Source organism: Paenibacillus lautus NBRC 15380, assembly GCF_004000945.1.
GTDB lineage: Bacteria > Bacillota > Bacilli > Paenibacillales > Paenibacillaceae > Paenibacillus_AQ > Paenibacillus_AQ lautus.
Map to the genome: position 1 here is coordinate 98140 of NZ_BIMF01000002.1, position 17665 is coordinate 115804.

17 protein-coding genes are annotated in these 17665 nt (G+C 47.6%); 7 read left to right on the top strand and 10 right to left on the bottom strand.

Annotation, left to right across the window (positions count from 1 at the left end; genetic code table 11):
* Position 1: 1 nt before the first annotated feature.
* Positions 2-688, bottom strand: a complete 687-nt coding sequence (locus PLA01S_RS03930) for a response regulator transcription factor (RefSeq protein WP_127590180.1) — start codon at positions 686-688, stop codon at positions 2-4.
* A gap of 206 nt (positions 689-894) precedes the next feature.
* Here PLA01S_RS03930 and PLA01S_RS03935 point away from each other — a divergent pair, with 206 nt between their 5' ends.
* From PLA01S_RS03935 to PLA01S_RS03950, 4 genes are all read left to right on the top strand, one after another.
* A complete protein-coding gene (locus PLA01S_RS03935; RefSeq protein ID WP_127590181.1) occupies positions 895-1113 on the top strand; it encodes an SHOCT domain-containing protein in 219 nt (72 codons plus the stop codon).
* Between the two features lie 20 nt (positions 1114-1133).
* Positions 1134-2174 (top strand): DJ-1/PfpI family protein, encoded by a 1041-nt coding sequence (locus PLA01S_RS03940; RefSeq protein WP_127590182.1) that lies wholly within the window; start codon positions 1134-1136, stop codon positions 2172-2174.
* 112 nt (positions 2175-2286) lie between these two features.
* On the top strand, positions 2287-2919 hold the full coding sequence (locus tag PLA01S_RS03945) for a DUF2306 domain-containing protein (RefSeq protein ID WP_127590183.1): 633 nt from the start codon (positions 2287-2289) through the stop codon (positions 2917-2919).
* 1 nt (position 2920) lies between these two features.
* Positions 2921-3745, top strand: a complete 825-nt coding sequence (locus PLA01S_RS03950) for a DJ-1/PfpI family protein (RefSeq protein WP_127590184.1) — start codon at positions 2921-2923, stop codon at positions 3743-3745.
* A 214-nt stretch (positions 3746-3959) separates the two neighbouring features.
* Here the strand turns inward: PLA01S_RS03950 and PLA01S_RS03955 are convergent, their stop codons facing one another.
* From PLA01S_RS03955 to PLA01S_RS03985, 7 genes are all read right to left on the bottom strand, one after another.
* Positions 3960-4715: an alpha/beta fold hydrolase gene (locus PLA01S_RS03955; RefSeq protein ID WP_127590185.1), complete on the bottom strand. Its 756-nt coding sequence runs from the start codon at positions 4713-4715 to the stop codon at positions 3960-3962.
* Between the two features lie 165 nt (positions 4716-4880).
* Positions 4881-5915, bottom strand: coding sequence for a DUF1835 domain-containing protein (locus PLA01S_RS03960; protein WP_246059311.1), 1035 nt, complete (start codon positions 5913-5915; stop codon positions 4881-4883).
* Positions 5916-6015: 100 nt separating this feature from the next.
* Entirely contained in the window at positions 6016-6501 is a 486-nt protein-coding gene (locus PLA01S_RS03965) for an RrF2 family transcriptional regulator (RefSeq protein WP_100539353.1), read from the bottom strand.
* Positions 6502-6733: 232 nt separating this feature from the next.
* On the bottom strand, positions 6734-7888 hold the full coding sequence (locus PLA01S_RS03970) for an AI-2E family transporter (RefSeq protein ID WP_100536962.1): 1155 nt from the start codon (positions 7886-7888) through the stop codon (positions 6734-6736).
* A 242-nt stretch (positions 7889-8130) separates the two neighbouring features.
* Entirely contained in the window at positions 8131-10350 is a 2220-nt protein-coding gene (locus PLA01S_RS03975) for an AAA family ATPase (protein WP_127590186.1), read from the bottom strand.
* 73 nt (positions 10351-10423) lie between these two features.
* Positions 10424-10909: a DUF6530 family protein gene (locus tag PLA01S_RS03980; protein ID WP_127590187.1), complete on the bottom strand. Its 486-nt coding sequence runs from the start codon at positions 10907-10909 to the stop codon at positions 10424-10426.
* A gap of 245 nt (positions 10910-11154) precedes the next feature.
* The gene (locus PLA01S_RS03985) at positions 11155-11628 is read right to left on the bottom strand and encodes a class II aldolase/adducin family protein (protein WP_246059366.1); all 474 of its coding nucleotides are present in this window, start codon (positions 11626-11628) and stop codon (positions 11155-11157) included.
* On the opposite strand from PLA01S_RS03985, the gene PLA01S_RS32390 reads away from it, so the two are divergent.
* The gene (locus PLA01S_RS32390; RefSeq protein WP_246059312.1) at positions 11548-11760 is read left to right on the top strand and encodes a hypothetical protein; all 213 of its coding nucleotides are present in this window, start codon (positions 11548-11550) and stop codon (positions 11758-11760) included. The genes PLA01S_RS03985 and PLA01S_RS32390 overlap by 81 nt on opposite strands.
* On the opposite strand, the gene PLA01S_RS03990 is transcribed toward PLA01S_RS32390, so the two are convergent.
* Together PLA01S_RS03990 and PLA01S_RS03995 are read right to left on the bottom strand one after the other, a co-directional pair.
* Positions 11733-14921 carry an FtsX-like permease family protein gene (locus PLA01S_RS03990; protein ID WP_127590188.1) on the bottom strand — a complete coding sequence of 1063 codons (3189 nt, stop codon included), beginning with the start codon at positions 14919-14921 and terminating at the stop codon, positions 11733-11735. The two genes, PLA01S_RS32390 and PLA01S_RS03990, sit on opposite strands and share 28 nt — an antisense overlap.
* Positions 14908-15675: an ABC transporter ATP-binding protein gene (locus tag PLA01S_RS03995; protein ID WP_127590189.1), complete on the bottom strand. Its 768-nt coding sequence runs from the start codon at positions 15673-15675 to the stop codon at positions 14908-14910. Before PLA01S_RS03995 ends, PLA01S_RS03990 begins: the two co-directional genes overlap by 14 nt.
* 239 nt (positions 15676-15914) lie before the next feature.
* Here PLA01S_RS03995 and PLA01S_RS04000 point away from each other — a divergent pair, with 239 nt between their 5' ends.
* Together PLA01S_RS04000 and PLA01S_RS04005 are read left to right on the top strand one after the other, a co-directional pair.
* Positions 15915-16586: a response regulator transcription factor gene (locus PLA01S_RS04000; protein WP_127590190.1), complete on the top strand. Its 672-nt coding sequence runs from the start codon at positions 15915-15917 to the stop codon at positions 16584-16586.
* Positions 16583-17608: a sensor histidine kinase gene (locus PLA01S_RS04005; RefSeq protein ID WP_127590191.1), complete on the top strand. Its 1026-nt coding sequence runs from the start codon at positions 16583-16585 to the stop codon at positions 17606-17608. Before PLA01S_RS04000 ends, PLA01S_RS04005 begins: the two co-directional genes overlap by 4 nt.
* Positions 17609-17665: the final 57 nt, after the last annotated feature.

The window sequence follows — 17665 nt, forward strand, 5'->3', positions numbered from 1 at the left end:
GTTACCCTCCCTCAAAGCGATACCCTACTCCCCATACGTTGACCAGGAATATCGGTTGGTTCGGATCGGCTTCGATTTTCTCGCGAAGCCGGCTGAGATGGACCCGAATCGTATGCCTGTCGCCCACCCCATCCCAAAATTTCGCAAGTAATTGTTCGTAGGAGAAAACATGTCTGGGGTGCTCGGCAAATAATCGAAGCAACTCATATTCCTTGGGTGTGAGCACGACGTTATTTCCATCCACTAGTACTTCTCTCGTGGACAGGTTTAACTTGATGCGGCCGTAATCCAAGACCCTACTATCCATTGGCTGAGGGGAAGCGTAACGCCGCAATACGGCTTTCACTCTGGCAACGATCTCTCCTGGCGAAGCCGTTTTGACGATGTAATCATCGCCTCCGAGAGTCAGGCCACGAATCTTATCCACATCATCGCTGCGAGCGCTCAAAAAGAGGATGGGAACATTGCTCTCCACACGAATCCGGCGGCAAAACTCAAATCCATTTTGGCCCGGCATCATGATGTCAAGAACAATACAATGAATGGAATTTTGTTTGAATATGTCCCACGCTTGAGCGGTATCGCAAGCAGTCATTACTTGAAAGTTGTCATTCTCCAGAAAATCCCTTAATAGCTCAACGATACTTTGGTCATCGTCTACAACCAGTATCGTCTTTGATCCTCTCATGTTTATCCCACCTTTGCTTTCCTAGTTTATCATTTTTTTAGCAAGAACCAACGCAAGCTTATGTATTGTGATGGTTTGTTTATCCTTTTGTGACCTTTCTACATCTTCGTTTGAGATATTCGTTTGTTATGATTCTACTTGCGCACACGAACAGCCCATATTTCGGGTGATCGTCCCGCGCAGTCATCGATAAAGGAGGTTTACATATGGGTTTGGAAAATAACGCATTCTCGTTCTTCCCTTTTGGCGCTTTGTTTTGTCTCACGCTATTTGCTTTCCTGGCGGTTCGAGTATACGCGATTCGTCAACGTTACAAAAGCGATCATCAAAAGGATGATATCGCAATGATTCTAAAGAATCGAATGGCCAAAGGTGAAATTGATGAGAAGGAATATCGCATGCTGAAAGATCTTCTGATCAAATAGAGACTAGGAGGAATTATTGAATGCTAAACGTTCAAATCGTGTTGTTTGACGGCTTCGACCTTCTGGATGCAATAGCACCTTACGAGGTCTTTTGCGCCGCAGCCATGAATGCTGAAAACGCGTTAAGCGTAGAACTGGTCACCGCCGAAGGTCCAAGATCCGTGCCTAGCGGCATCAACGGGTTGAAGATTGAAGCGAGTGGCAGACTGAACCCGGAACGTGCGGGCATCATTCTCGTACCCGGCGCATCCGGCGATGTCGAAGATGATGGGCCAGATTCGATTCCGGCTATTCTGGGCCGGGCCATGAGTACGGGATTGACCGATATGATCAAGCAGGCGCTCCAGCACAAAGACATCATCGTCGCTACGGTCTGCGGCGGTTCCCTGGTGCTTGCCATGGGAGGCCTCTTGGAAGGCAGGCCGGCGGTAACCAACCACCTGGGCATGGATCTACTTGGTGCAACCGGTGCACTTCCCGTCTCGGCTCGCGTCGTGGACGACGGCAATCTGGTTACCGGCGGCGGCGTGACTTCAGGACTTGATGTAGCGCTATATCTGGTGGAGCGTGAACTTGGGCCTCGTATCGCTCACGCGGTAGAGCAGTTATTTGAATATGAACGAAGAGGAACGGTTTGGAAGGATAAAGGGATTGCGCCTAGCGTTCATAAACCATTGACGAGTGACGAACCCAACACTGCGGTGAACAAAACAGCGATGACAACCACGCCCAGTTCCCTGCATAGCAATAGCACACAGGCAACGGTCTTCGACGGGGATTGGGATACCACCCTCGCTACGCCCGTCGGGAAGCTGGAGGTCAAGCTCTCCATAGCGACAAGACACGAGATGATCCATGGCACGGCAACGCAAGGAGATGAAACCATCGAGTTTATAAACCCCGTGCTTCTGGATAACAAGCTGACCTGGTCGCTGCGAATCACGAAACCCATGCGCTTGAATCTCAAATTTGAAGTTGTTGTCGATGGAGATCACATGGTCGGTATCGCCAAAGCCGGACTCCTGCCTGCATCCAAATTAACAGGAAATCGGGTTTCCTAATCATATGAAAAACCGCGGCCTACACGCGGTCTGGCTTCCAAGAATGTACATCGATCGAGTTTTTTTCAGGAATGGAATGTATCAAATATGGCGCTTCGGGAGTTGGGAACGGATGAAGAAACGGAAATCGTTATACCTACTGCTGGCCTGTGTCAGCATACTATTTATACTATATGCCTTGGTTAAAAACTACTGGATCGATCCCGGTGCTGCGGGGTTTTTAAGCCATAAAACCGGGCTGAAGCGCGAGCTTAATCTCCCGGTTTGGTTAAATGTCATGTACGTTCATGTTGCATTCGCATGTATGGCCATGGCATCGGGGCTGGTTAACTTTTCGAATCGAATATTTGAAAGAAGCCGCTGGCTCCATCGCATAAACGGCTATGTATATATCGTGTCCGTACTGCTAGTTGTGCTGACTTCCGGATATATGGCCCCTTACGCCACCGGCGGAAAAATAAGCAGTATGGGATTCAATCTGCTGAATATGATTTGGCTGGTTATCACCATTACGGCGTTCGTCCAGATCAAGAGGAAACGGATCAACCGTCATCGCAACTGGATGATTCGTAGTTACGCCTTTTGCTTCACGAACATGTTGATTCATCTCATTACTTCCCTTTTTCATCAGGGGTTTGGATACGTTTACGCTACCAGCTACACCATCGGCGTTTACGGTTCTATTGCACTGCTGCTATTTATTCCTGAAATGATCATCAGAACGAATCGAAAGGAATTGGTATAAGATGAAAAAAATACTTAGCTTACTCATGTCGTTTACGCTCATTCTAAGTCTGTTAGCCCCCGCAGCAAGCGCGGAAACCAATAAGAAGCCGGATCCATCCAAGGATAAAAGCGTACATGTTCAAATCGTATTATTCGATGGGTTTGATCTGCTGGACGCATTAGCGCCATATGAAGTATTTGCTGCCGCTGGAATGTATACTGGTGGAAAAGTCACCGTTGAATTGGTATCTGCAGAAGGTAAACGTTCGGTCCCGAGCGGGCTGAATGGGCCCACTCTCGAAGCGCAAGCCGTAATAGACCCTAACCGTTCCGGGATTATAGTGGTTCCTGGAGCGTCGGGAAAGCCGGCAGGGTATTCCCAAGATGCTATTCCCAGCATATTAAGACAGGCTAAGGATACTGGTTTAACAAGTATGATGAAACAAGCGATGAATAATAAAAAAGTCACGGTGGCTACCGTGTGCGGAGGTTCATTGCTGCTGGCTATGGATGGCTTGTTGAAAGACAGATATGCGGTCACCAATCAGATCGGCATGGGGGCGCTAGGAGCTCTCGGTGCAGTTCCGGTTGAAGCAAGAATCGTGGAAGATGGTCCGCGCTTGGTGACTGGCGGAGGGGTTACTTCCGGACTTGATGTGGCCTTGTATTTGGTTGAGCGCGAAGTCGGGCCGCAGATTGCGAATGCCATTGAACAGTTATTCGAGTACGAGCGTAGAGGTACAGTATGGAAGGCAAAAGGCATAACGCCGATTAGCTTTGAGACAAGCCAGGAAACATCTAAAAAAGCACCCCCGGCTGCACCGGAGAAAAAAGCCGACAAGTGAGGAGGCGAGGCAATCGGGGAGCGTGGAAGCGTGTCGTTCCCACCTCTCGTTTATTACACGCAATGAATAGATGGCGTTTCATTTACTCGTTGAAGAACTCGCATGAACTCATTAAAAAAGCCGCATTTTGTGCGGCTTTTTTAAGTGCAATCTTTGGTCACTCTACCAAACAAAGCGCTTATTTTTTATTTGTAGTTCTGCCGGATGAGTCCCTTTATCCTCTCGCTAAAAATGTAAGAATCAAACCAGCCAGTTCTTCTGCGTGCGTCAGCGTGATCATATGGTCAGCCCCCTCGACTACTTCGAAACGGATGTCTTGAACTCGCTTGAACTGTTCCGCAATTCGCTGCATATCCTCCCATTCGACCGTTCCCTGAATAAACAGCGTGTTTACAACAAGCTCCTCCAACCGCTCGATCGCTGGCGGCATCGGCCATACAACCTCGAAGCTCTTCCACTCACTAAACACTCTGGTCATATACAACGTGTGCATCTCGCGCAAAAAATCCCGTTCAGAGCCGGACATCGTCACACGATAATTCGGCCCGCTTAACGATTGTTCTACGAGACGGTTGACATCGGGTGCACAAGCATTAACTTGGGCCATCCAATCGATGAATGGCTGGGAGTGCTCGAATCCGGTTAGTGATGGTGCGATTAATACCAAATGGTCGACTCTAGAAGGGTAAGTCAAGGCAAAATCCGTAACTGCCTGCCCTCCCATGGAATGACCGACAAGCGAAACGCGGTCAATTTCCAGATGATCAAGCAATGACCGTAGGTCTTCAACCAAGCTGGTTGGCTTTTGCGGCGCAGGGGATTTTCCAGTTCCGCGACCATCATACGTGATGACTTGATGATTCCGGGCTAACTGCGGGGCAACATACTTCCATTCTCTTGAATCTACACCTGGGCTGTGTACCAACACAACGGGTGTCCCACTGCCTTGAGTCTGATAAGCTAAATCCATTTAAAAACTCCTCTCGCCTATGGATGATGATCCAGATTTTATGATTCTAATATAATTTAAGACTGAACATTCGGTCAATAGAAAAACGCATGAAATCCAAGTTCCTTTCCTTACATGGGGTAAGAACTGTCCAAGTCAACACAAAAAGCCGCCCCTGGCGGCTTCTTAAACATGCGATAAACCTAGCGAGAATTGATGAGGAAAACCCGGTAAACCCTTGAACGTTAAAACACCATCACTGACCAAACTCCAGATTCTGTAGATGATAAAGGAATAGCTTATACGCTGCTGTGAGCTTTCCAGTATTTTAGTCACGACGTCTCCAGCCTTAACAAAATTACCGGGATTGAGTTTATCTTGCAGCTCCAAGACCGATTTAACAATAACCTCGTCCAGTTTATCCTCTTGGCAGCATATGATTTTTCCCTCTTCCCAGAGTCGAAGCACATCATCCTGTCCTGCCAACCCCAACCATTCTGACTCATAACGCTTCCTCAGATCAGAATTAAGAGGGATCCCCTCACCATAATTTCTGAGGATTTCGATGTATTTATCTCGTTCGACCAATGCCTGCGATACTGGAGCATTACCCTGCGCCGTTTCTGTGAGTATTTGTGTCACATTGACCATATGGACTGGACTCTTCCGCTCCCTCAGCAGATACATTGCAAATCGAAGCCCCGTTTGATCATGGGCGTTATCCGCGCACCATACCACAACGGTCTTGCTCTCCGGTATATTCTTCAGCGTATCGATCATACGCTCAATTTGGTGTTCCTGGTTTATACTGTCTGAATAATATGAATCCCTGTCATGTTCCATCAACCACATTTGCCTTCGGAGCTGCCCTTCCTTTGTGCTCAATTCCGTGATGGGACCGACTGAAAACCAATCATTAAATGCTAGTACCCGAGACTCCTCCCGTTTACCAAGTTGACTGAGCGCAACTTTTAATGAACCGGCTTCAGAGAGACTGAACACAATATGGACGTGAGTTTGAAGTTTCTCTTCTTGCAGTCTCTGGTTGTTAACGGTATCTATGTGCATTTCCAACAGCTTATACAATCTCTGACCGAACATTCTATCTTCATGATCACCATGCGTAGAATCGTGTATCGCTGTATTCACCAACTGACGAAGTAAAAGCCAATGTTCTCTTTCTTCAAACCCGCTTAATTTCTCAAAGTGTTTATCGATCACGATCCCTCCCAAACTTTCGGCTTGATGAGAAGTTACCTTAATTTCATGTGCACATGTATTACAGACTTAAAATATCCATATTCAGAATACAAGAAGTTCATCACTTCTTGTTCTCAGCACAGCTGCCACGTTTTGATGCCGCGTCCAATACCGACTGGATCGTTTGCTCCTCCAAGTATCGATTCAATTGCCGTTCGGCACCGTCCATCACCTGTTTGACCAGGCATACGCACTCACGGGGGTGGTCCTCTTGTTTCTCGGCAGCCTTCTCTTCGGTCAGCAAACGGTGCTGCCGCGAATTCATATTTGAGCATTCAAAGAGCTGCTGCCTTCCTTCGATCACCTGTATCACTTCAAGGAATGTAATCTGCTCGGCCGTCTTTGCAAGCTCGTAGCCTCCGTTCACTCCCGGCACTGCCCGCACGATTCCATCCTGCCTCAGCTTGGACATAATTTTGGACAAATAGCTTTCCGAAACGCCCAGCGTCGCAGATAACTCCTTGATTCCGATGTTCTGGTCACGCTCCGAATGAGCCAAATGGATTAAGGCGTGCAGAGCATAATCAACGCTTTTGGAAAACTGTATGGCGGTTTCCTCCTTTAATTTCGAATTACATAGACCTATGATATCCATTATATTAACTCGGATTCGTTTTTGCAATGAACCCAGGTTATAGGGTGGGTCTTGGTTACATTTACCTTCTGATTCTTTGAAAAGATTTGTCCGCAAAAAAAGCCGCCAACAAGGCGACTTCGGAAGCAAATTCATATGATAGCCTTACGGTCAACGGGGCTTGCAACCGCCGAAATTTGATGGACTATTTCAGCGTGTTGTTATTCCGAGGATCATATAATCCCGATGTGTCCTTGAACCATTCGAAGATATGGGATACACAAACCTTGAGGACCGCATAACCGGGAACGGCTAACAGAATGCCAACCACACCGAACAGATTACCGGCCGTCAGTATGACGAAGATAATCGTAATGGGGTGAATCTTAAGCGTTTTGCCCATGATTTGCGGTGAGATGAACTTCCCTTCGATTAATTGCACGATCGTCCATACCGCCACCATCTTCAGCAGCATCATCGGAGAAGTGACCAAAGCCACAATGAGCGCAGGCGTAATCGCAATTGCGGGTCCCAGATAGGGCACCACGCTGGTGAACGATGCAATAATCGCTAGAATCAACGCGTAATCCAGACCGATGATCATGTAACCGATATAGAGCAGAATCCCAATGCAGAAGCTCACAATAATCTGCCCGCGGATAAACGAGCTGATCTGATGATTGATATCCTGAAGCACATGCAAAATTCCGGAACGACTCTTCGTCGGCAGGAAAGACAATATTTTCAGAGGGAGCTTTTTGCCGTCTTTCAGCATATAAAACAGCACAAAGGGTACGGTCACAATCGACAGCACAACCTCCGTAAAAGCACCCAGAAACCCGCCCACTCTGCTCCACGTATGGTTCAGAATTTCCGTTGCCTTCTGCGTGACGGTTGTCCACCATTCTTGGGAGTTAATGTTCATGGTCTCTTGAATCTGATTATACAACTCGCTGCCCGTTAGATCTTCAAACTGCTGTCTAGCCTTTTCGCTATATGTCGGAAAATTATCAATCAGCCCCATAATCTGGTTGCGCAGCACCGGAATGACCGCGAGCACCACGATCGTTAGAATACCGGCAATAACCAGATATAGGATCAGGATGGACCATCCGCGCTTGATCTTCCATTTTTCCATTACATCTACCAGAGGGTTCAGCAAATAATAGAGAATTCCTGATAAAATGATCGGCAACACGATCGTCTTGATTAATACGGCGAGCGGATGCAGCACAAACGAAATCTTGCTTAGAACCAACACATTGAGTCCAACCAGCAACAGAACAAGCAAAAGAAGCACAAACTTATTGTTCAGAAAAAAGCGCTTGAACCGATCCGGCCAAATACGGGGTTGCTCCATACATGTCCTCCCTTACTTATGTATACATATTCAAGATGTAAAGCTGAGCATGGATTCACGACACCGAAAAAATCCGACAAAATGACGTGATCTTCATTCTTTTAACTATAATGTTTGAACGGGGCACATGTCCAGTTTACCAAGAACGAACTAGGAGGCATGTTCAGGTATTCACTGACATAAATACGGAAACAAGCCCGCATGTCACAAGGACACGCAGGCTGAAGCTGTTCAGTATGATCTTACAAGTACCGGGAAATGATGCGCACCAATTTCGCTGGCAGCTCATTCAGGTTGGTCATATCCAAAAACCTCTCGGCACCATAGATCTGACTAATGACATCCTTGTCTTGACCGATGGCGGCCGCCAAAAATTTGACTCCTTTTCTTTCGTATTCGGATAGCGTCTGCTGCATGTCCTGAATAGCCAGATTTCCTGTATAGTCTTCCATGGCTTTTGGCTGCCCGTCGCTGATGCTGATCAACAGCTTGGTTTGCTTCGGTGAAGCTGCTAACCGTTCCGCCATAATTCTTAAAGCCATACCATCCCGATTATTACTTCTGGCACGGATCCCCATCAACCTGAACCGATCGCGAACATCCGGTTGATCGTAATCGGCATATGCGAAGATGGACATTTGTTCCAAACGGGAAACATCCGCAGTATCCCCGTAAATTAAAACAGGAATATGGCAAATTTGACAGAATTCATAGACAGCAATGACCGCCCGCTTGGCCGCCTCCAATCTACCGAAAGCAGCCATCGATGCGGATTCATCCACCCTCAAACCGACCACAAGACCAGGGGATTCCGTCGGAGGACGTTTCTTGGCAAAATACTTGAAATCGCGATAGGCCACGCTGTCAGCCTGAAATTTAGAACCATAGTAATGGTTTTTGGCATATTCCGCGGTGTTCTCATGCTCCAATAGCGGCAGCGTCTTTCTGGCGATTTCCCGCACGATGGGCATAAGGCCCTTACTCAGACTCGAATATTCCTCCTGCTGATTCGGGTCGTATTCAGGACGGTGAACGATCAGCTTAACAGCCTGATGAATCGAGTCGGACACGATGGCTCTGGAGACTTGATTCAGTTTTTTGCGGAAGTCCCGCTCCCTCCGCTTCTCCTCCTCCGACATGGGTGCGGGATTGGCCTGATGATATTGCGGTGATCCGTCCTCCCCTGAATCCGTACTCTCCATATCCGCTGACTCATCCGCAAGGATGGATGTGCTGTTTTCGCTTTCAGCGGACTTTTTTAACCGGAGCCCTTCTTCCTCGGCTTCCCCATCAGAAGTGGAATCCGGGTCTATATCGCTGTCCCATGTCGTGATCTCCACTGCTTCTGCATTCCGTTTTTTATTATTTTCAATTGGGACTTCCTCCAACGTATCCAATAAGCCTTCGCCTACCAGCGCTTCTTCCAGCAGTTTGATCTCTTCCGAATCGGTAGTTATCTTATAGATCACTTTATGGTAAAGTGCCTCCCTCGCAGGAGCACCTTGAGCAACGGCATCCACCCAATAGAAATAGGAGCGCATGCCAGCCACGCCTTTAATGGCATTAGCCCGGGCCGTTTTATCCAATAGAATAATGACGCTTGCCAGCACGTCCAGCATTTCATCGTTCCGATAACCGGTTTTGGCCATTGCCCGCTCCATCATGATCTCTTTGGTCGGCAGGTCCATTTTCTCCGTATGCTGCACACGGTCACGCAATGCCTCGTTAAGCGGCCTGGATCCCGCATAACTGCGGTTTGCCGTAATCACGGCTATGAAATCCGGATGCCGGTGTACGATCTCCGTTGGGAGATTAAGACTGCCGCCCGGCTCCAATGCGGAATTTAATGCCATCAATACGCCAGCATCCCGAATCACGTTCGGTTCCTGTATTTCCAGCAGATATCCCTTTTGAAAAGCTCTGACGATCTCGGAAGCGTAAAATCGATACTCTACAGCTCCATCCAGAGTGCTATTCGCAGCCAGCTTCAATAATTGCTTCATCTTGGCGGCAGCCATCTCTTGTGGAATCTCCAGCGCCTCCATTAAAATCTCCGTCGAGCTTCGAAAGCCATCGCTTTCGTACAATGCTTTCAAGGCCGCTTGGTCCCCGGTTTCCAACTGCTTCATTCGATCCGATGAAATAACCGGTAAAATGGCGCCAAGGATATCCGATTTATCCATATCGGCAAAACAAGTTACTTTGGTATAGGGTAACCTGAAGTTTGCAGACAGCGCCTTGGCGAGCTGTGTTTTCCCGGAGCCGGCATCTCCCTCCAATAGAATATTGGCGATTTTCATCTCGCCGCGATGCCAATTACGCTTAATTTCATTCGTGATTCGGCGTTCTTCCTCGCTTACTGTATGCGTTAATGGTTTTTTCCAGACAAGGCTCTTTTCTTCGTCAGTCCATTCTCTCCCAGGAGACAGCACGCAAGATTCATTGTCATTCTGGTCGTTCATGACCTCTCACCTCCAAACTCTCGTTAACTCTGAACACGGGAAAAGCCTCTTAACTCCCCGTTCGACGGGTTTCTCATCGTGCATAACCCAATTCTTCTAACATTCTCGTTAAAGTGCGCAGACGTTCTCCAATCATCTCACCGTTATCGCTCAATGCCTCGTTGAACAGCTTGATATCCTCATGAATCTCTTCATTATCCGTACAAACAGCCACCGTCATGGCGTTCCCCTGCAATCCGATCCGGTCGATCACAGGATGTTGTGGATCATATAAATGTTCATATCTATAGGCTTCGCTAAAGTGGGTCAGGGCACTGCAAATGAGAATGGACAAATCTAGAATTCGATGGATGGGGATCTCATCCGAAGATCCAATCCCTTGTCCCTCGGCAGCTCTCCATACTTTGGCGGCAATATGCGCCTTGCCATCCTCGTTCTGCCCGCTCAATCCCAAAGATAGGGCTCTTACATCTGTCTTATATGCGAATCGTCCATCCACTTTCCCATAGTTATCCGAAATCATCACGGGTTTATGATTTGTAGAAGCAGGTTTTTCCATGGTCTCTCCTCATTTCTGAGTAATTAATAAACATATTTATGTTATGTCTATATATATAATAGACATTTTCGCAATTAATGTAAACACCAACCTCCATACTTCAATTGAATTACTCACTGGAAAGGATTATGTTCACAAAAAATCCGTGGAGGACACTGCGTCGTTGGTCGATGCCAGAACAAACGAAAGGCTGCCGCTCTATTCCCGCGGCAGCCTTGGTACAGCTGAGGTATTCCATGATCTTCCTATTCTAGATGAAACGCTGCTTCAAGCTCGCGAATCCGGTCGTCATCGATGTGTATAACATTGCCGAGCGTTCTTGCCGACAGAATGGACTTGGCGCTGTACTCGGCAACTTCCAATCGGTCAAACGCGTTGAGCAGGCTCTGACCGGTAACAATTACACAATTATTATTTACAATGGCAATCGGCGTATCGGCTTTAAACAGCGAAGCGGTACGCTCAGGCTCATTGTAAACCGCATGAAAAGGAAGCTTTGGCATTCCGCGAAGCAAGATATAACTCTCCGGAATCGTTCTTGAATCGAATGCGGTATCGGTTACGGCAAATGCCATGATGTTGGGAGGATGCGCGATAATGACCGAATGGACATGCGGCTGCATTTGGTAGATCGCTTCATGGAGAAAGACAGACTTGCTCGGCTGTTTGCCAGCCTCGACTTTACCGTTCTCAATACGGACAAGGTCACCCGGTTCCAGATCGTTGCGGTCTTTGCCGTAGGGTGTGATGACAAAACCATTCCAAACAATCGATGGGAAAATGTGCCCTGCGTGCTTGTGAACGGAGCGTGGAGCTTTACATATTATTTGATAAAATCAACCATAGGATAGTCTGCAGACGGTGAGTCCAGCAGTGGCTGTGGAGCACCCTTTAAATGAAAATCGAAAAAGGCAGCGACATAATTTCGATGGGCAGCGATCGTCTGCTGTGGATCAGCTGTTCCGATAAACTGCTGGACTGCTCGCGGCGAAAGACTCAGCTTCTCTTGAAGCTGGGGAAGGAGCGACTGATAATCTGTAAACGTATAATGTGCTCCCTCGGGTATGCTTAAATCGAGCTTCCACCCGGTCGAATGCTGCCAGAACGATTGGCGGTCCATCGCGGTAAGATGGGAATCGACCTCGCCCTCCTTATTGTAGCCTGAATTCATGAGCATGAACGGTCGATCCAAACCGTGCTGCGCCACCGGCAGCGGGTTATCGGGCATGTGGCCCATCGTTCCATCCATATCGATGCCGGCGTCAACCCGGTCATCCTCATACATCACCTGAGCAGCGGTAGCCCCGCCGGCGGAATGTCCGAATATTCCGATCTTTGACAGGTCCCATGTTTCTTGAAGTCCAGCGGGTAAAGGCTGATCGCTTGGATGACGGCCTTCCTTTATGAGTTCAAGTTGGTCCAACACATATTGGATATCATCCACTCTTACCTCTAGCATCTTCAGTATCACTTCTGCGCTGAAAGACGGTAATAACTTGGTTGCCACACTTCCATCAGGAAATTGGACCGCAGAGGCTTCATACGTATGATCGACGGCAACAACCACATAACCTCTGCTGGCCAAATCTTCGACTACAGCCGTCCCGAAGTTTCTTGGAACAGACCCTCCAGGTGTATAGATGAGGATAGGCCACCCCTCACTGTTGTTCACTGGAGGTGCATTCACCCAAGAATGTGTCCCGATACCGGATAGATCGACCCTCCCGGGATCCACTCCGATCGTTGAAATCGTGTTTTCATCGTAATACTTTGCTGCCCCGGGCTGCATGTACAAAGCCTTCTGCTCGCTTTTCCCCGAAGCAGGGTACCATATGCTGACCATCAGCTCCCTGTCTCTGTCCTGTTTCCATGGGTCCACCCGGTTGCCATCCTTGAAGTGCATCTCCATCGTCCCCACCGAATATTCTCCAGTAGGTTTCGGAAGCTGTAACTGGATTTTCTCTGTCTGCCCCCTCTCATCCTGCGTTGCAGGGGTTTCCGTGCCGAAGAATATGCCAATCAGAACTAGAAGACAGACCGTAATGGCTATAGCTGCAATTCTTACCACGGGGGCCGCCTTTCCATGGACGATCCTGCTGATGGAGTTGACCGTGAGCACATAATAAACCGAATAGATCAGGAAAAACACAGCGACGCAGATCAGGATGGGCAGCATGAGGCTGGCGCCTGCCATATTGCTGAATAACCTTTTCAACAATTGCAGGATGACCATGTAGTGGGCAAGCCCGATCGTGAGCGGCAGAGCAAAGATGAAGGCGTTCTGCTTGATGATGGCCATACTTATTTCTTTTCCGCTTACACCGATTTTTTTAAGAATATCGAACCGAGGTTTGTCTGCCGCCGCTTCGGTCAATTGCTTGAAATAGATCATGCTGCCTGTCGCCATGACAAAAACGAGCCCAAGAAATCCCAATATAAACACGTTAAAGGCCGCTTCTTCAATTCCAAGCCGGTATTCGGAATAAAAAGAAGACAAGTACGATTCCGGTGTCTTCAGCGCCGCCAGCGCATCGGCCGTGTGTTTCGTTGTCTTCTGTTCCTGCACGGCATACCCGACATAGCGGGTCGGCGAAACCTGCGCCTCGATTTTGTCGTAGGTGCCGTTACTTACAACAATCATCACATCCGGATAACTCCAATTGATGATACGTTCTTCAGTCATCCCCGCAAAAGCAAGGGATATCCGTTGATCCGGCAATTCGATGTCGATCGTTTCGCTTTCATAATCCGACCATTCATAGTCCGTATACATGGGCCGGATCGCAACTGCTTCATCCTGTTCGATCGGATCCATTTCGGGGAGACGCAGTGCCTTTGCCACCTGGTTGTATTGATCGAGCGAAACCACTTTGAGCGGGGTTTTATCTGCTTCGATCATTCTTTCCGGAAGAATCTCGGGATCGGAAACCTCTCCTTTTGTCTCCAGCACCGGAATCGTCATTTGCGCTATAATCGGATGCGCTTCATCCCCGCGTATGATATCGTCTACCTTCTGATTAAAGGCATGGTCCTGGGCAATATACATGTAGCTAAACGGTGCCGTAAGCTTCGATGTTTTGTCAAAAGTAAAATATGCACCTAATCCGACACTGAAAGCGCACAAAGCTGCTGCGGATAACAGAGAAATGACACTTAACAAACGAGCGTTTCCTTTAATCCGATACACCAAATTAGAGGTAATGACCAGATTCATGCCTTTATAGTAACTTCGTTTTCTCTTCTTGGCGGTTCTTAACAAGACAATGACCAAGGAGGAAAAGAGCAGAAGCGTTCCAGCGATAATACCGACGCTCATCACGCTCAGATTGACAAGGATTTCTTCGGTGACAGAAAAATCGCGGAAGGCGAATCCGTATCCCGCAGCCAAACAGAGAACTGCACCCACTGCAGATAGAAACGACGCTTTCGGCTCCTGCTCTCCTTCTTGCTCCGCGCGAAACAATTCGATGAGTTTAAAGCTGTAAATCAATCGATAGCCTTGGATCGATGTCGCCAATATAATCACCATGAACACGATGAGCGTATGAATCAGAGCTCGCAGAGAGAAAGCCATACCTACCTGTACCGGCGTCCCCAGCAGCTTGATTAAGATCATGGCAAACAGCTTGGACAACAATGTGCCAATCAAGATTCCTATGATTAAAACCGTCACCCCAATGATCAGGTTTTCATAAAACAGCATTTTTCCGATCTTTTTTTTGGGAAGACCAAGCAATGCGTACAAGCCTACTTCCTTTTTACGCTGTCTCGAAAAAAAACGGTTGGAATACATAATAAAGACGGCAACAAACACAATCAATAGGATGGACGCTATCATGAAAACGGATTGCATGCTCTGCGACGATTCGATTGAACTCGCAATTTCTTGGCTGTATTGCAAAGAAAGAAACGTATAATAGATGATGACGCTGAACAGGATGGAAATGAAATAGATCGAGTAGTTTTTGAAGTTCCCTTTCATGTTCTTTTTCACGATGTCAAACAAGGTCACTTGCATTCCCTCCCAGAGCGGTCAATACATCCAATATTTTTTTGAAAAAGTGTTTGCGGGATGTTTCGCCTTTCGTCAGTTCCGTGAAAATGCGACCGTCCTTAATAAACAGCACGCGCTTGCAATAGCTTGCCGCAAACGTGTCATGAGTGACCATCAGAATCGTTGCCTGATCATATTCATTCAGATCCTTCAGGCTCTCCAGCAGGTCGGTCGCCGATTTCGAGTCCAGCGCGCCGGTCGGCTCATCGGCCAGCAGCAGGCTGGGACCGGAAATCATGGCGCGTGAAGCCGCAGTCCGCTGTTTTTGACCTCCGGAAATCTGATACGGGTATTTGTCCAAAATCGGGGTGATGCCGAATTTGTCCGCGATCTCCCCCACTCTTTGCTCCAGTTCTTTGACATCCATCCTGGCCAGCGCCAAGGGCAGCAAGATGTTCTCCTTCACCGTTAATGTGTCCAGCAAATTGTAATCTTGAAAAATGAATCCCAGTTTATCCCGGCGAAAAGCGGATAGTTGTTCCTCATCCATCTTCAGTACGTCAACCCCGTCAATGACTACGTCTCCGGAGGTAGGTTGATCGATCGTCGCAATCACATGGAGCAAAGTCGATTTGCCTGCGCCCGACGGCCCCATGATCCCCACGAACTCTCCCTCCTGCACGGTCAAATCGATATCATCCAAGGCGGTATAGACATTTCCTTTCACGCCATAAACCTTTCGTACCTGAGCCGCGTTCACTACCATTTTCATGTTGATCTTTCCTTCCTGGTTATCAATATAGAAACAATATCAGCACGATTTCGAAATCATGATTTCTTATCCTAATCTTAATACAGGTCACCTTTACTTTAGCTTACAACTTCCCCCTCTACCTTACATTCCTGTCACATTAGACAAAGGAAGCCGCCCCGGAAACTTGCTTGTCTGCCGCGGGAAGATCGTATACAATGTGTTTAATTTGCCGCTAGTAACGCCCGGGAGGATCGTTTATGAAAATTATGATCGTAGAGGATGACCCGACCATTCGCGAAATGATCCAGTTAGCATTAACCAAATGGAGTCTGGAAACGGTCAGCGTCGATAATTTTGACCAGGTCGCGCAATGCTTTATTCATGACCAGCCCCATCTTGTGATCATGGATATCAACCTGCCATCGTATGATGGATTTTACTGGTGTCAAAAAATTAGGGAAATCTCCAATGTTCCGGTGCTCTTTCTCTCTTCCCGCGATTCGCCCATGGATGTTGTCATGTCGGTGAATATGGGCGGGGACGATTATATTCAGAAGCCGTTCCATATGGATGTATTGACCGCTAAAGTCAATGCGCTGCTGCGCCGAACGTATTCCTATTCGGACCTGCATTCCAATGTGTTCGAGCATGAGGGGGTCGTGTTCCTTCCGGACAAAGGGATGCTCACTTATGAAACCGAACAAGCGGAGCTTACCAAAACCGAAGTCAGTATATTGAAGATTCTGATGCAGCAGAAAGGAACCGTTGTAGACCGCAAGAAAATCATGCGTCATCTTTGGCAGGATGAAAGCTTCGTGGACGAAAACACGTTAACCGTCAACATCGTCCGCTTGCGCAAAAAACTGGCCGGCATCGGCAAGAAAAACTGGATTGTAACCAAGAAAGGGCAAGGTTATATGATCCCATGAGTTTCATTCAATACATAAAGGACAAACGTTATTTTTTGTTGCTGTACGCGGGGATGATGGGCTTTATTTCAATGATCCTTTCCCTATCGGTCACCCCGGGTCAAGTCGCAGGCAGCATTCTGTATATTCAAATCGTTTGTTTTGCCTTCACCACAGCCTACTTACTGATTGGCTATGCTTATCGCAGATCCTATTACCGTAAGCTGCAGGAGCTGATCGATCTTGACCGGGAAGATTGGCCTGTCGCTGCCCCTGAACCGCAAAATTTGCAGCAACGGCAATACCTTGAGCTTTTTGCCAAACTGCACCGTCATCATGAACGAGACCTCCGGAAACTCAATGAAGAGAAAATAGATCACCAGGAATTTATCATGTCCTGGATTCATGAGGTAAAGCTGCCGATTGCAGCAAGTCGTCTGCTCATGGAAAACAGCACGGGGGAAACGGCAGATTCCCTTGCCGATAAACTAGAGGATGAACTGGATAGAATAGAAAATTATGTGGAGCAGGCACTGTACTATTCTCGAATCGATTCTTTCTCCAAGGATTATTTCATCACGGAAGAACCGTTAGACGCGATCATTAAAACTTGCGCGAAAAAATTCGCCAAAACCTTTATCAATAAACAGATTCGGTTACAGATGGAGGACATTCCGCAAACCATCCATACCGATCGCAAATGGCTCGGATTTATCCTTGATCAAATCGTTGCAAATGCGTTGAAGTATACGAACGAAGGCGGGAACATTACATTCACGGTCGAAGAAGACCGTAAAGAAAAACGGTTGAACATTGTAGATACCGGGATCGGGATCCAGCCGGAGGACCTTCATCGCGTCTTTGAGAAAGGATTTACCGGCTCTATTGGAAGAAGTCATCCCAAATCGACCGGCATGGGACTTTATCTTGCAAAACAATTGGCGCATAAGCTGGGTCATAATTTGTCTATCCGGTCGGAGGCAGGAACGTATACAAAAGTCACGATTCATTTTCCTAAATCGGAAACTTATTACCGTTTATAAGCTGTAACGGTTTGAGCCCTACTCTACCTAATCAAAAAAGCCGCCATATTGGCGGCT

Coding starts and splice junctions, on each gene's coding strand:
- PLA01S_RS03930 (WP_127590180.1), bottom strand. CDS start 688: ATGAGAGGATCAAAGACGATACTGGTTGTAGACGATGACCAAAGTATC.
- PLA01S_RS03935 (WP_127590181.1), top strand. CDS start 895: ATGGGTTTGGAAAATAACGCATTCTCGTTCTTCCCTTTTGGCGCTTTG.
- PLA01S_RS03940 (WP_127590182.1), top strand. CDS start 1,134: ATGCTAAACGTTCAAATCGTGTTGTTTGACGGCTTCGACCTTCTGGAT.
- PLA01S_RS03945 (WP_127590183.1), top strand. CDS start 2,287: ATGAAGAAACGGAAATCGTTATACCTACTGCTGGCCTGTGTCAGCATA.
- PLA01S_RS03950 (WP_127590184.1), top strand. CDS start 2,921: ATGAAAAAAATACTTAGCTTACTCATGTCGTTTACGCTCATTCTAAGT.
- PLA01S_RS03955 (WP_127590185.1), bottom strand. CDS start 4,715: ATGGATTTAGCTTATCAGACTCAAGGCAGTGGGACACCCGTTGTGTTG.
- PLA01S_RS03970 (WP_100536962.1), bottom strand. CDS start 7,888: ATGGAGCAACCCCGTATTTGGCCGGATCGGTTCAAGCGCTTTTTTCTG.
- PLA01S_RS03975 (WP_127590186.1), bottom strand. CDS start 10,350: ATGAACGACCAGAATGACAATGAATCTTGCGTGCTGTCTCCTGGGAGA.
- PLA01S_RS03980 (WP_127590187.1), bottom strand. CDS start 10,909: ATGGAAAAACCTGCTTCTACAAATCATAAACCCGTGATGATTTCGGAT.
- PLA01S_RS32390 (WP_246059312.1), top strand. CDS start 11,548: ATGGAGAAAGACAGACTTGCTCGGCTGTTTGCCAGCCTCGACTTTACC.
- PLA01S_RS03995 (WP_127590189.1), bottom strand. CDS start 15,675: ATGAAAATGGTAGTGAACGCGGCTCAGGTACGAAAGGTTTATGGCGTG.
- PLA01S_RS04000 (WP_127590190.1), top strand. CDS start 15,915: ATGAAAATTATGATCGTAGAGGATGACCCGACCATTCGCGAAATGATC.
- PLA01S_RS04005 (WP_127590191.1), top strand. CDS start 16,583: ATGAGTTTCATTCAATACATAAAGGACAAACGTTATTTTTTGTTGCTG.